We start from the raw sequence: 13,096 nt of genomic DNA, 5'->3' as shown, positions 1-13,096 counted from the left end.
ATGGACTCGCGACACGGTTCGCGGGCGCCCGAGCACCAAACCGATGAGATATCTCGCTCGCGTACGCGCGCGCGAGAGCTGGAATGGACGAAAACCTATGCAAGCCGCTTCGAACAACAGGTCGCTGTCGAGTTTCCGCGAGGAAAACCGGCTAGCCCGCCGCATTCGGCGGGGCGTCCTCTTGTCCGCGGCGATCGCGGCGGCCGGTGCCATGATCGTCGCTCCCGCTCAGGCCGAGCAGGGCGTTTCCGGAGTCGGTTCGGGATCGGCCGCCGCGGCCACCGATCCCGCTCCGCAGGCCAACTTCGCCCCGCCGACCATCAACATCGCCGACGGCGAGACGGTCGGCGTCGCGCAGCCGATCATCATCACCTTCCAGGAGCCGGTCACCGACCAGGCCACCGCCGAGAAGGCAATCAAGATCACCTCTGCCAAGGACGCGCCCGGCCACTTCTACTGGTTCAGCGACCGGCAGGTGCGCTGGCGGCCGTACGACTTCTGGCCGGACAACACCGACGTGACCGTGGTCGCGGGCGGCACGACCAGCTCGTTCCGCATCGGCGACGCGCTGATCACCACCGCCGACGACACCACCAAGACCATCACCGTCACCCGCAACGGCGAGGTGGTCAAGGAAATGCCGACCTCGATGGGCAAGCCCAAGTACGAGACCCCGAACGGCACCTACATCGTCGGCGAGCGCAACCGCAAGATGATCATGGATTCCTCGACCTACGGCGTGCCGATCGACGCGCCCGAGGGCTACAAGCTCGAGGTCGAGTACGCCACCCGCATCTCCAACAGCGGCATCTTCGTGCACGCCGCCCCGTGGTCGGTGGGCCAGCAGGGTGTGTCGAACGCCAGCCACGGCTGCCTGAACGTGAGCACCGAGGACGCTCGCTGGTTCTTCGAGAACGCGCAGAAGGGCGATCCGGTCATCGTGCAGAACACCGCGGGCGGGACGCTGAACTCGCGCGACGGCCTGGGCGACTGGAACTGATCCCCAGGTAATAGCCACGAAAACGCCGACCGCGCACCGCCGCGCGGTCGGCGTTTTCGTCCTTGCCGCCGTCTTCGCCACGAAATAGCTGGTCACGGATATCGGTTCGACGGCGGCACGCGAACTGGTCGAATGTTCAGCGCGCCGCCAGGCGATATTCACCGAACATTTGCTGCGCGCGTCGTAAAGTCTCCGCCGTGCGAACACGGCCGGAGCGAGTGCTACCGCAACCCCGCGACAGGGGGCTTCGGGGCAAGCCGTGGCAGGACTACGGGCTGTTCCTCGTGCTCGTCGCGCCGAATCTGGCGCTGCTGACGCTGTTCGTCTACCGGCCGCTGGTCGACAACATCCGGCTCTCCTTCACCGACTGGAACATCTCCGACCCGGTGGCCCGCTACATCGGCTTCGCGAACTACCGGGAGTGGTGGAGCCGGGCCGATTCCTGGGAAATCGTCACCAACACGGTGGTCTTCACGCTGGCCGCGGTACTGGGCAGCATGGCGCTCGGCTTGGCGCTCGCGCTGCTGCTGGATCGGAAGCTGTTCGGCCGCAACGTCGTCCGATCGGCGGTCTTCGCGCCGTTCGTCATCTCCGGCGCCGCGATCGGGGTGGCCTTCCAGTTCGTCTTCGATCCCAGTTTCGGGCTGGTCCAGGATCTGCTGCGCCGCGTCGGCGTCGAGCGGGTGCCGGATTTCTACCAGGACCCGAACTGGGCGCTGTTCATGGTGACGGTCACCTACATCTGGAAGAACCTCGGCTACACCTTCGTCATCTACCTGGCCGCCCTGCAGGGCGTGCGGGCGGATCTGATGGAAGCCGCCGAGATCGACGGCGCGAGCCGCTGGACCATGTTCGCCGAAGTGCTGCTGCCGCAACTACGCCCGACCACGTTCTTCCTGTCCATCACGGTGCTGCTGAACTCGCTGCAGGTCTTCGACATCATCAACGTGATGACGCGCGGCGGGCCGCTCGGCACCGGCACGACGACCATGGTCTACCAGGTCTATCAGGAATCGTTCCGCAACTTCCGGGCCGGGTACGGCGCCACCGTCGCCACGCTCATGTTCCTGGTGCTGCTGGTCGTCACGCTGATCCAGGTACGCGTGATGGATCGGGGCGAGCAATGAGACCCGGCGAACGATGAAAAACACAGGGCCGCAGACACGTTCGTACCGCCGACGGCAGCGGGCGGCGACCCTGCTCGGGTACGCGGCCATGGTGTGCGTGCTCGCCGTCGTCGGCGTCCCGCTGTTCTGGATCGTCATCACCTCGTTCAAGGCGCGCCCGGACATCTACACCCAGCCCGCCGTGTACTGGCCGCACAGCTGGCATCCGGAGAACTACACCGAGGCCACCTCGGCGCTGCCGTTCTGGACCTTCCTGCGCAATTCGCTGCTCGTCACCGGGACCATCGCCGCGGTGAAGTTCGCGCTCGGCGTGCTCAGCGCCTACGGCCTGGTGTTTCTGCGCTTCCCGGGCAAGACGGTGATCTTCCTGGTGATCATCGCGGCGCTGATGGTGCCGAACCAGATCACGGTCATCTCCAATTACGCGCTCGTCGCGCAGTGGGGGTGGCGCAACACCTTTCAGGGCATCATCGTGCCGCTCTGCGGCGTCGCCTTCGGAACCTTCTTGATGCGCAACCACTTCCTCTCGCTGCCCACGGAGATCATCGAAGCGGCCCGCATGGACGGCGCCAACTGGTGGCGGCTGCTCACCAGGGTGGTGCTGCCGATGTCCGGGCCGACGATGGTCGCTTTCGCGGTGGTCACGCTGGTCAACGAGTGGAACGAATACCTCTGGCCGTTCCTGATGGCCGACGACACGCGCGTCGCGACGCTGCCGGTCGGCCTGACGCTGCTGCAGAACACCGAGAATCCCAGCGTCACCAACTGGGGGCCGGTGATGGCGGGGACGCTGCTCACCATGCTGCCGATCCTCGTCGTGTTCCTGCTGCTGCAACGCCACATGATCAAGGGCCTCACCTCCGGTGCGGTCAAGGGTTGACGGGCAGATCCGTCGGAAAGTGAGGAATCACGTGACCGCAGCACCGTTCCCCGGGCTGTCCCGGCGCGGATTCATCGGACTGGCGGGCGCGGCCGCCGCGGGAGTGGCGCTGACCGCGTGCGCGGGCACCGGCGGCGGGGGTGAGCAGGGCGGAGACGCGAACACCATCACCTTCTGGTCGAATCACCCTGGCACCTCGAAGGAATTCGAGCTGGAGCTGATCCGGCGGTTCCACGCGAAATACCCTGATCTGCGGGTCGACCTGGTCGACGCGGGCAAGAACTACGAGGAGGTGTCGCAGAAGTTCAACGCGGCACTTTCCGGCGGTGCGCTGCCGGATGTGGTTGTGCTCTCGGATGTCTGGTGGTTCAACTACGCGCTGAACGGCACCATCGAACCCCTGGACGGGCACTTCGCCGACGCCGGGGTGCGGCTGGACGACTACGTCGATTCGCTGGCGGCCGACTACCTGTTCGACGGCAAGCATTACGCGCTGCCCTACGCCAGATCGACGCCGCTGTTCTATTACAACAAGGATGTCTGGGCCGCGGCCGGACTGCCCGATCGCGGTCCGGAGAGCTGGCCGGAGTTCGACGAGTGGGGCCCGAGGATCCAATCCGTGGTGGGCGAGGGCAAACTCGCGCACGGCTGGGGCGATGCGAAGAACTACCTGGCCTGGACCTTCCAGGGCCCGAACTGGACCTTCGGCGGCGCGTACTCCGACGGCTGGACCCTGAAGTTCACCGAACCCGGCACCATCGCGGCGGGCAACTTCCTGCGCCAGATGATCCACACCAAGAAATACGCGGGCATCGAGCCGCAGATCGCGGTCGATTTCGGCGCAGGCGTGATCGCCTCCACCATCGCCTCCACCGGAGATCTGCGCGGGATAAAGAAGAACGCCGAGGGCAAGCTGAATTTCGGCACCGCGTTCCTGCCGCATCCCACCGGGCCCGGCGTCACCACCGGCGGGGCGGGGCTCGCCATCCCGTCGCTTATCTCGGACGAGCGAAAAGTCAACGCGCTCAGATTCATCGAATTCGTCACCAATGTCGAGAGCACCGCGTATTTCTCGCAGAACACCGGGTACATGCCGGTACGGAAATCGGCCGTGCACGACCCGAGCGAGCAGCGATTCTTGGCCGAGAATCCGAACGCGAAGGTCGCGATCGAGCAACTGCCGCTGACCAAGTCGCAGGATTACGCTCGCGTTTTCGTGCCCGGCGGCGATCAGATCATCGGAACAGGATTGGAGCAGATTGGACTTCGGAATGCGGATCCCGCAACGGTTTTCGCGAATGTCGCGCAGCAGTTGCAGACGATTGTCGACCGCCAGATCACGCCCAAGCTACCCAAGTAAGTTCCCGCGACGACACGAGGAGACTTCAGCATGGCGACGGTGCATTTCGACCGGGTGACCCACCGATATCACGGTGCGCCCGCGCCCGCTGTCGACGATTTGGAGCTCGAGATCGCCGACGGGGAGTTCCTGGTCCTCGTCGGACCGTCGGGCTGCGGCAAGTCCACCAGCCTGCGCATGCTGGCCGGGCTGGAATCGGTGGAGAGCGGGCGCATTCTGATCGGCGGCCGCGACGTCACCGGACTGCCGCCGCGGGCGCGCGACGTGGCCATGGTGTTCCAGAGCTACGCGCTCTACCCGAACATGACCGTCGCGCAGAATATGGGATTCGCGCTGCGCAATGCCGGAGTCGACAAGGCCGAGGCCGCCGTCCGGGTCAAGGAGGCCGCCGAGATGCTCGAGCTCGAGGATCTGCTCGACCGCAAGCCCGCCAAGCTCTCCGGCGGGCAACGCCAGCGCGTCGCCATGGGGCGGGCAATCGTGCGCAGGCCACAGGTCTTCTGCATGGACGAGCCCCTGTCCAACCTGGACGCCAAACTGCGCGTGAGCACCCGATCTCAGATCGCCGCTTTGCAGAAACGCCTCGGCGCCACCACCGTTTACGTCACCCACGACCAGGTGGAGGCCATGACGATGGGCGACCGGGTCGCCGTGCTTCGCGAGGGCAGGCTTCAGCAGATCGCCGCCCCGCGCGCGCTCTACGACGACCCGGTCAACACCTTCGTCGCAGGCTTCATCGGCTCGCCGGGCATGAACCTCCTCGACGCGCCCGTGCGCGACGGCGCCGCGGTGCTCGACAACCTCCGAATCCCGCTGCCCCGCAGCGCCGCAGCGGGCCATCGCGTCATCGTCGGCATCCGCCCCGAATCCTGGGAAGTCACCGCCGATCCCGCGACCGGCCTCACGGTCACCGCCGAAATCCTCGAAGAACTCGGCGCCGAATCCTTCGTCTACAGCCACGGCGCCTCGGAGGACTGGCGCAGCCGCACCGGCAAGGTGGTGGCCCGCGTCGACCGCCGCTTCCACCTCGCCCTCGGCGACCGACTCCACCTACGCGCCGAACCCGACGAGATCTTCTTCTTCGATCCCGAAAACGAATCCCGCCTCCGCTGAAGCGATTTCGACAGGACTACCAGATTTTCACGCGTTCGGCGGGTTCCAGGTAGAGGGCGTCGCCGGGGTTGACGTCGAAGGCTTCGTGGAAGCTGTCGATGTTGCGGACGACGGCGTTGCAGCGGAATTCGGGCGGGGAGTGGGGGTCGACGGCGAGGCGGCGGATGGCCTCCTCGGAGCGAGCCTTGGTGCGCCAGACCTGGGCCCAGCCGTAGAAGACGCGCTGCAAACCGGTGAGCCCGTCGATGACCGGGGGCTCGGCGCCGCTCAGCGAGATCTTGTACGCCTCCAAGGCGATGGAGAGGCCGCCGAGATCGCCGATGTTCTCGCCGATGGTGAATTCGCCGTTGACGGTGTGCTCGTCGGCCAGGTCCTTCGGGGAGAGCACGCTGTACTGATCGATCAAAGCCTTGGTGCGCTTGGCGAATTCGGCGCGGTCGGCATCGGTCCACCAGTCGATCATGTTGCCGTCGCCGTCGTACTTGGCGCCCTGATCGTCGAAGCCGTGGCCGATCTCGTGGCCGATCACCGCGCCGATGCCGCCGTAGTTGGCCGCGTCGTCGGCGTTCATGTCGAAGAACGGCGGCTGCAGAATCGCGGCGGGGAAGACGATCTCGTTCATGCCCGGGTTGTAGTAGGCGTTCACCGTCTGCGGGGTCATGAACCATTCGTCGCGATCGACCGGCCCGCCGAGCTTCTTCAGATCGCGATCGTGCTCGGCCGAGTACCCGCTGCGGTAGTTGCCGACCAGGTCGGCGGGATCGATCACCACGGCGGAGTAATCGCGCCAGCGCTCCGGGTAGCCGATCTTCGGGGTGAACTTCTCCAGCTTTGCCAGCGCCGCCTTCCTGGTGTCCGGCCCCATCCACTCCAGCTCGGAGATGTTGCGACGGTACGCCTCCTGGAGATTGGCGACCAGCTCGACCATCCGAGCCTTCGCCTCCGGCGGAAAGTGCTCGGCCACATACAGTTTGCCGACCGATTCGCCGAGCAGTTCCTGCACCAGGGAGACGCCGCGCTTCCAGCGCTCCCGGTTCTCCTGGGCGCCGGTGAGCGTGCGGCCGTAGAAGTCGAAGTTCTCCTCGACCACCTCGTCGGTGAGATACGCCGCGCGCGAACGCAGGACGCGCCACGCGGCCCAGGCCCGCCAGTCGGCCGGATCTTCCTCGGCCCAGGTCTGCGCGAAGGCGCGCAGGTACGAGGGCTGACGCACCACCACTTCGGCGAACAGCTCGTCGGCCGACTTGCCCGCGCCTTCGGCGAGGGCCGAAGTCCACGCGGCCCAGTCGAATTCGGGGTTCTCGGCGACCAGCGCGTCGAATGTGGTGAGGTTGTAGCTCAGTTCGGCGTCGCGGCGGCGGACCACGTCCCAGTGGCCCGCGGCCAGCTTGCGCTCGAGCTCGAACACCCGCTGCCCGATCGAGTCCAGGTCTTCCGGCAGCAGCGCGGCGATGCGCGGATCGGCCGCGGCCAGCGCGAACATGCGGCCGATGTGCGCGATGTACTTCGCGCGGATCTCGGCGAATTCGTCCTGGCGGTAGTAGGACTCGTCGGGCAGGCCGATGCCGGACTGGCCCGCGTGCACCAGGTAGCGGCTGGAGTCCTTGTCGTCGGTGTCGACGTAGACGCCGACCGCGCCGCCGATGCCGGTGCGCTGGAGCCGCCCGAGCAGCGCGGCGAAGGCGCTGCGATCGGCGACCTCGTGCACGGCCGCGAGTTCGGCGGAGATCGGCGCGAGCCCGGCGGCGGCGACGGTCTCGGTGTCCATGAAGCTCGAGTACAGGTCGCCGATCTTGCGTGCGTCGGTGCCCGGCTCGGCCGCCTCGGCCGCGGCGTTCTGGATGATGGCCTTGACGTCCAGCTCGGCCTGGTCGTACAGCGCGCGGAAGGCGCCGTCGACCGCGCGGTCGGCCGGTATCCGATAGTGGTCCAGCCATTTGCCGTTGACATGCACGAACAGGTCGTCCTGCACCCGGACGGAGTCGTCGAGATGGGACAGGTCGAGGCCGGAGGGGCTGATCGGTTCGGAAGTCACGATGTCCAGTATGCCGATCCGGCGCGAGCGCGCGAGGCGATAACCGCCGCGGACGCGGCCCGTTCACGCAGAGTGAACCCCCGGTCGCGCGGCGACCGGGGGCTGGCGATCAGGCGGGCAGGATGATGCTGTCGAACTCGCCGTCGTGCACGCCGGCGAGGAAGGCTTCCCACTCTTCGGGGGTGTAAGTGAGGGTGACGTCGCCGTGGCGGAGCGTGGTGGCGCCGTCCGCGGCGGTGTGGACGATCAGGTCGGTGTGCGCCCGTCCACTGTTGAGCAAGGTCAGGAACGAAGTCCATGCGCTCGCGGTGACGGTGATGATGGGCTCTTCGGCGGGGCGGTTGGCCGGGTTGCGGCGGTATTTGCTGTCACGGATGAGCACCGCATCACCATCGAACCGGACCTCGACGCATTGGTTGCCGTTGTTCGATCGGCTCGACGTGAACCAGCCGGTGGAGCCCGGCTGGGGGCTAGCGGTGGTGGCCATGGGCAGGATTTTACCCGAGCGCGTACCGTCTGATCAGGGCCAATGATTCGTCACGGGTCAGCGATTGCTCCAACGCGCGCAGGTAGGCGAAGCTCAGATCGCGCACCAGATCGGGGTCGTCGACCGCACCGCCGAACACCGCGCTCTCGGCCCAGCCGAAGGTGGGCAGCTGCACTCCGACGAAGTCGATCAGATGGAAGCTGCAACCGCCGAGAGTGGCGCCCGCGGTCGCGGCGAACGGGATGACGCGCACCTCGACACTGTCCAGTTCTTCGATCAGTTTGGCCAGGTGTTCGAGCTGGCCGTGCAGCACGGCCGGGCCGCCGGTCTGCTGCAACAGCGCGGCTTCGCCGATGACGGCGGTGAGCTCGACGCGGTCCGGACCGCGCAACCGTTCCTGGCGACGCATGCGGATGGACACCAGCTCTTCCACCTGCACGGGACGGATCATCACGTCGGCGCTGATGAGTGCGCGGGCATAGGCCTCGGTCTGTAGCAAACCCGGCACGATCAGGCTGTCGTAACTGCGGATGCTCTGCGCGCCGTGCTCCATTCCGTACAGCCGCTGGAGTTCCGGGCCGATCAGCGCGGAGGACTTCGCCCACCAGCCGCGCTGTTTGCTGGCGTCGAGCAGGGTGAGCAGTTCGGTGCTCTCCTCGGCGGTCACCTCGAGCAGTTCGAGCACGGGACCGATGGTGTTGCCGGTGAGTACGCGCCTGCCCTTCTCCACGTGCGACCAGTTCGCCGGGGTGAAGCCGACCAGCTTGGCGAAGGTGGCGGAATCGAAGCCACGCTGCTCACGCAACTCGCGAAGGCGCAGCACCAGCTCCCAACGCGCGACAGTGGGCGAGACGGGTGCCATAGCACGGGATGCTACGCCTCGGCAACACGCCAGCGTGTGACTATTGTCAACCCAGTTGCGCAGGGCTAGGGTCGACACCAACGGCCGATTCACCCGTCACGTTCACTCCGTATCGAGGCGAGGTTCGTCATGAGCACGTTCCGCATTGAATCAGGCAGTCACGGTCCACTCGGATCGCCGGACGCCTCGCCATCGCATGCGGCCGCTCAGGAGTACACGGCCAACCAGGACGCCTTCGCCCGCTGCCGCCACTACCGCAAGGACAACGGGCTGTACGCCGTCGTCGACCCGGCGCTCGGTCGCATCATGCTCGAGGTCGGGGCCGTCGGCGCGGTCGTCATGCCCGCCTCCCTCGGCACGAAGGTGCGCGGGTTGCTCACCACCGGCGGACGACAAGGCGGACCGATCATCGCGCATCCGCGTTCAGGGCGCTGGACGTTCCTGACCGGTCCGACCGACAACTCCTACCTGGACATGGCGCTCTTCGCCGACCTTTTCCGGGTCTGCGCCGCGGTCGCCTTGCCCGGCAGCCGAATCGTGCTGCCATCGCCCGCCGACGAACACACCGGCTACCGCACCTGGGTCGCGCGGCCGAACCGGGACTACCGGCCGGAGCTACCGGAGGTGATCGCCGCTACCAGGGCGGTGACGATCCCGTCCAAGCACGAATGAGCTCGCCTATGGCGTCGGCCGCGGCGTCAGCGTGACGCTGAAGCGATCCTCGATGTTCTGGTTCCACTTCCGCTCGCACTCGTCGATCTTGGCCTGATCGTTGCCGGCCTTGTCCAGGCAGTCGAGCAGATCCTTGCCGCCGGAATCGACGAAGAAGCTCCAGCCGACGATGGCGATCAGGACCGTGCCGATCAGGGCGAGCACGCTCAAGATCGAACCGGTGACGGCCATTCCGGTCCCGCCCGCGGTGCCCCTCCTGGCCTTGGCGAAGGCGATGATGCCGAAGATCAGGCCGAACAGGCCGAACACGGCGCCGCCGAGGATGGTCCAGAAGCTGAGCAACGCCAGGATGCCGAGCACCAGCGCGGTGATGGCGAGCCCCTTGCCCTTCGGCGATTCCTGCCAGTAGCCGCCCTGTCCGGGCGGGGGATACCCGCCGGGCGGCGGATACTGTCCGGGCGGCGGCGGAGGGTACTGTCCGGGCGGGGGATATTGCGACATGGACTTCCTCTCAGTCGGTGCCGCTGGGGAACTCGCTGCGGGTCTCGCGGGTTCTGCTGGGGCGCTGCGCGGCGGTCGCCTACTGATCGCGCTCCGTACATTCGGATGTTAATCGGACATACCGAACGAGGGACCGCTCATTGTCCGCCGAGTCGCGCGTGCATCTCCCAGACCAAGACCTCCGCCGGGCCGTGCGCGGTGATGCGCTGGCCGCCGCTGCGCGTCAGGCGCACCGCGTCGCCTTCGTACAGCGGTCCGACGCCCTCCATCTCCACCTCGCCGCGGGCGACGAAAAGATGCAGGTACAGCGCGTCCGGCAGGTCGATCACCTGCGGCGCGGCGTCGGGCTCCGCATCGGCCATGCGGGCCACGTGCAGCGCGGAATGGCTGCTGTTGATCGCGATGGCGGTGCGATCGCGGTAGCGCGGCAGGCCCGAGGCCACGGTGACCAGGCCGCCGCCCGCCAGCTCGTCGTCGATCTCCAGCTGCTCGTAGCCGGGGGTGAGGCCGGGCTCGTCGGGCACCACCCACATCTGTACGAAATGCACGGGCTCCTGGTGCTCGGCACTGTTGTCCAGCCGCCAGGAGTCGTTCTTCTCCGAATGCAGGATGCCGGTGCCCGCGCTCATCCGCTGGGCCAGGCCCGGGTAGATGACGCCGCTGTGCCCGAGCGAATCCTGGTGCACCAAGCTGCCGCCGAGGACCCAGGTGACGATCTCCATGTCCCGGTGCGGGTGGGTGTCGAAACCCTGCCCGGGCAGCACGATGTCCTCGTTGTTCACCAGCAGCAGGCCGTGGTGGGTGTTCTCCGGGTCGTAGTGCTCACCGAAGGAGAACGAATGCTTCGAATCCAACCAGGACACCCGCGTTTTCATGCGGTCGCCGCCACGGTGGACATCGATGTGGGGCGTCGTGAGTGTGGACATCTGGGTCCTCCTCTCTCCGACCGTGCACCGATCACCTTTCAGGGTAGGAGCACTCGAGGTCGACGTACTCCTGATTCCTAGTAAATTGTCCTGCACTCGGCATTTTACGCGAGCGACCAGCGGGTGAACGGCAGGCAACCAGTACCGACCGGTGCGGCGACGCGAGAACAGGACACGTAGGGTAACCGGCGACGGAGCCCTCTCCCGACGGCACCGGGTTCGTAACATGATGCGCCCCAACGGAACCGGAGGTGAGAGCCGAAATGCGACGGGAGGCGCTCGATCGCATCGAGCGGCAGCTCCGCTCCGAGGCGCGCCGCGACGGCATCAGCGACTTCGTGGTCGGTGTCGCCGTGTTCCGCGACCGGAAGCTCCTCGTGGTCCGGCGGGTGCCCGACGACTACCACGGCGGCATGTACGAACTGCCCGGCGGCGGCGTGGAATCGGGGGAGACCTTCGCCGAGTGCGTGGCGCGCGAATTGTTCGAGGAGACCGGGCTGCGGGTGCGCAGCATCACCGAGTTCCTCGGCGGCATCGACTACGCCACCCGCACCAAACCGAGGGTGCGCAAGTTCAGCTTCCTGGTCGAGGTGGAGCCCGGCGAGGTGGCGCTGGCGCCGGGCGAACACGACGCCTTCGCCTGGATAGACGCGGGCGCACTCGACGAGCTGCCGATGGCGCCGGATATGCGCGCGGCCGTCAGTTCCCTGGTCAGCTGGGGCTGACTGAGGGACGTACCTCCGCCCGTGCTCGGTCGAGAGGGCACAATCAGGGCGGTGTCGATCGGTCGCCAAGAAGACAGCCCGCTCGCCGACGCGCCGCGCGTTCGGCTGCGCACGGCGCTGCGCGAGAGTCCCGGCGTGGTGCGCTTGGCCATCGTGCGCTTCGCCGGACAGTTCGGTGACGGGATGTTCCAGGCGGCGTTGTCCGGCGCGATCCTGTTCAATCCCGAGCGCGAGACCGATCCGCTGGCCATCGCCGCCGGCTTCGCCGTCCTGCTGCTGCCGTATTCGGTGATCGGGCCCTACGCGGGCGCGTTGCTCGACCGCTGGGATCGGCGCGCGGTGCTGCTGGTGGCGAATGTGCTGCGTGGCGTGCTGATCGGCGTGACGAGCGTGTGCCTGGTCGCGGGGGTCGCCGAGCCACCGGTGCTGCTGCTCGCGCTGGCCGTGATCGGCATCAGCAGGTTCGTGATGGCGGGCGTCTCGGCGGCGCTGCCGAAGGTGCTCGCCCAGCAGTGGCTGGTGCCGATGAATTCGGTGCTCGCCACGGTGGCCTCGGGGTGCGCGGCCGCGGGCGCGGCCATCGCGGTGGCCGTCATCGGGGTGATCGGGGCGGGCGATTTCGGGTCGGCCGTCGCCGTCGCGATCAGCGCGGCCGGTTCGGTGCTCGGCGCGCTCCTCGCGGCGGGCTTCCGGTCCGGCGTGCTCGGCCCGGAGGACGGCAGCGAGGTCCGGGAAGGGACCGCGCACGCGATCATCACCGGGTTGCGCACCGGCGCGATGGCGGTGTGGCAGTCGGTCTCGGTGACCACGGCGATGATCGGCATCGGCACGCACCGCGTGGTGTTCGGGGCCAACACGCTGATCATGGTCCTGGTGTTGCGGCATGTGCCCGAGGGTTCCGGGCTGAGCAGCGGGCTGATCGGGTTCGGTGTGGCGATCGCCGCGACGGCCGCGGGCATGCTGGTCGCCGCCGTCGTCGCGCCGCTGGTGATCCCGCGGTTGGGCCGATCGCGCACGGTGGTCACCGGGCTGGTGGCGGCGATGGTCGTGCAGTTGACCCTGGTGACGCCCATCGCCGTGGCCGAGGCGGGCGCGGCGGCCGAGCGCGCGCATCATCTGCTGCTGGCGGGCGCCTTCCTGTTCGGGCTGGCCGGGCAGACGATCAAACTCACCGGCGACGCCACCATGCAGATAGATATCGACGACGCGCGACGCGGACAGGTGTTCGCCCTGCAAGACACCGTCTTCAACATCGCGTTCGTCTCGGCCATCGCACTCGCCGCCGTGCTGATCCCCGACGACGGGCGTTCACTGCCGGTGGTCGTGGCGGGCGCGGTCGGGTATGGACTGGGGATTCTCGCGATCGCGCTGAACAGCAGGCGGCGGACGATCGCGCGTTAGAACGGCG

13 protein-coding genes are annotated in these 13,096 nt (G+C 67.3%); 8 read left to right on the top strand and 5 right to left on the bottom strand.

The window, feature by feature from the left end; genetic code table 11:
• The first annotated feature begins 97 nt into the window (after positions 1 to 97).
• The 5 genes from AC3EO7_RS28355 (at position 98) to AC3EO7_RS28335 (ending at position 5,480) form a co-directional block, all read left to right on the top strand.
• Positions 98 to 1,000: a L,D-transpeptidase gene (locus AC3EO7_RS28355; RefSeq protein WP_435592893.1), complete on the top strand. Its 903-nt coding sequence runs from the start codon at positions 98 to 100 to the stop codon at positions 998 to 1,000.
• Between the two features lie 197 nt (positions 1,001 to 1,197).
• Complete coding sequence (locus tag AC3EO7_RS28350; RefSeq protein WP_431971426.1) at positions 1,198 to 2,127, top strand: carbohydrate ABC transporter permease; 930 nt, start codon at positions 1,198 to 1,200, stop codon at positions 2,125 to 2,127.
• A gap of 13 nt (positions 2,128 to 2,140) precedes the next feature.
• Positions 2,141 to 3,007 carry a carbohydrate ABC transporter permease gene (locus AC3EO7_RS28345; protein ID WP_431971427.1) on the top strand — a complete coding sequence of 289 codons (867 nt, stop codon included), beginning with the start codon at positions 2,141 to 2,143 and terminating at the stop codon, positions 3,005 to 3,007.
• A 31-nt stretch (positions 3,008 to 3,038) separates the two neighbouring features.
• Positions 3,039 to 4,367, top strand: a complete 1,329-nt coding sequence (locus AC3EO7_RS28340) for an ABC transporter substrate-binding protein (RefSeq protein ID WP_435592892.1) — start codon at positions 3,039 to 3,041, stop codon at positions 4,365 to 4,367.
• A gap of 30 nt (positions 4,368 to 4,397) precedes the next feature.
• A complete protein-coding gene (locus tag AC3EO7_RS28335; RefSeq protein WP_435592891.1) occupies positions 4,398 to 5,480 on the top strand; it encodes an ABC transporter ATP-binding protein in 1,083 nt (360 codons plus the stop codon).
• 16 nt (positions 5,481 to 5,496) lie between these two features.
• Here the strand turns inward: AC3EO7_RS28335 and AC3EO7_RS28330 are convergent, their stop codons facing one another.
• The 3 genes from AC3EO7_RS28330 to AC3EO7_RS28320 all read right to left on the bottom strand — a co-directional run bounded on the left by AC3EO7_RS28330 (position 5,497) and on the right by AC3EO7_RS28320 (position 8,864).
• A complete protein-coding gene (locus tag AC3EO7_RS28330; protein ID WP_435592890.1) occupies positions 5,497 to 7,515 on the bottom strand; it encodes a M13 family metallopeptidase in 2,019 nt (672 codons plus the stop codon).
• Between the two features lie 109 nt (positions 7,516 to 7,624).
• Positions 7,625 to 8,002 (bottom strand): DUF397 domain-containing protein, encoded by a 378-nt coding sequence (locus tag AC3EO7_RS28325; protein WP_435592889.1) that lies wholly within the window; start codon positions 8,000 to 8,002, stop codon positions 7,625 to 7,627.
• A gap of 10 nt (positions 8,003 to 8,012) precedes the next feature.
• A complete protein-coding gene (locus AC3EO7_RS28320; RefSeq protein WP_431971432.1) occupies positions 8,013 to 8,864 on the bottom strand; it encodes a Scr1 family TA system antitoxin-like transcriptional regulator in 852 nt (283 codons plus the stop codon).
• 129 nt (positions 8,865 to 8,993) lie between these two features.
• Here AC3EO7_RS28320 and AC3EO7_RS28315 point away from each other — a divergent pair, with 129 nt between their 5' ends.
• Positions 8,994 to 9,536, top strand: a complete 543-nt coding sequence (locus AC3EO7_RS28315) for a hypothetical protein (protein ID WP_435592888.1) — start codon at positions 8,994 to 8,996, stop codon at positions 9,534 to 9,536.
• 6 nt (positions 9,537 to 9,542) lie between these two features.
• Here AC3EO7_RS28315 and AC3EO7_RS28310 read toward each other — a convergent pair whose 3' ends face one another.
• Together AC3EO7_RS28310 and AC3EO7_RS28305 are read right to left on the bottom strand one after the other, a co-directional pair.
• The gene (locus AC3EO7_RS28310; protein ID WP_431971434.1) at positions 9,543 to 10,037 is read right to left on the bottom strand and encodes a DUF4190 domain-containing protein; all 495 of its coding nucleotides are present in this window, start codon (positions 10,035 to 10,037) and stop codon (positions 9,543 to 9,545) included.
• Positions 10,038 to 10,174: 137 nt separating this feature from the next.
• Positions 10,175 to 10,963 (bottom strand): pirin family protein, encoded by a 789-nt coding sequence (locus AC3EO7_RS28305; protein ID WP_435592887.1) that lies wholly within the window; start codon positions 10,961 to 10,963, stop codon positions 10,175 to 10,177.
• Positions 10,964 to 11,226: 263 nt separating this feature from the next.
• Here AC3EO7_RS28305 and AC3EO7_RS28300 point away from each other — a divergent pair, with 263 nt between their 5' ends.
• Entirely contained in the window at positions 11,227 to 11,688 is a 462-nt protein-coding gene (locus AC3EO7_RS28300) for an NUDIX domain-containing protein (RefSeq protein WP_068060766.1), read from the top strand.
• Between the two features lie 51 nt (positions 11,689 to 11,739).
• Positions 11,740 to 13,089 (top strand): MFS transporter, encoded by a 1,350-nt coding sequence (locus tag AC3EO7_RS28295; protein WP_435592886.1) that lies wholly within the window; start codon positions 11,740 to 11,742, stop codon positions 13,087 to 13,089.
• Positions 13,090 to 13,096: the final 7 nt, after the last annotated feature.

Source organism: Nocardia sp. bgisy118 (assembly GCF_057708605.1).
Note: the sequence above shows the minus strand (reverse complement) of the source record. Positions and strands in the feature narration are given on the sequence as shown.

What these genes read in the sequence shown, in the direction of transcription:
- AC3EO7_RS28305 (WP_435592887.1), bottom strand. Translation starts at nt 10,963, where the DNA reads ATGTCCACACTCACGACGCCCCACATCGATGTCCACCGTGGCGGCGAC.
- AC3EO7_RS28300 (WP_068060766.1), top strand. Translation starts at nt 11,227, where the DNA reads ATGCGACGGGAGGCGCTCGATCGCATCGAGCGGCAGCTCCGCTCCGAG.
- AC3EO7_RS28320 (WP_431971432.1), bottom strand. Translation starts at nt 8,864, where the DNA reads ATGGCACCCGTCTCGCCCACTGTCGCGCGTTGGGAGCTGGTGCTGCGC.
- AC3EO7_RS28355 (WP_435592893.1), top strand. Translation starts at nt 98, where the DNA reads ATGCAAGCCGCTTCGAACAACAGGTCGCTGTCGAGTTTCCGCGAGGAA.
- AC3EO7_RS28310 (WP_431971434.1), bottom strand. Translation starts at nt 10,037, where the DNA reads ATGTCGCAATATCCCCCGCCCGGACAGTACCCTCCGCCGCCGCCCGGA.
- AC3EO7_RS28345 (WP_431971427.1), top strand. Translation starts at nt 2,141, where the DNA reads ATGAAAAACACAGGGCCGCAGACACGTTCGTACCGCCGACGGCAGCGG.
- AC3EO7_RS28335 (WP_435592891.1), top strand. Translation starts at nt 4,398, where the DNA reads ATGGCGACGGTGCATTTCGACCGGGTGACCCACCGATATCACGGTGCG.
- AC3EO7_RS28325 (WP_435592889.1), bottom strand. Translation starts at nt 8,002, where the DNA reads ATGGCCACCACCGCTAGCCCCCAGCCGGGCTCCACCGGCTGGTTCACG.
- AC3EO7_RS28315 (WP_435592888.1), top strand. Translation starts at nt 8,994, where the DNA reads ATGAGCACGTTCCGCATTGAATCAGGCAGTCACGGTCCACTCGGATCG.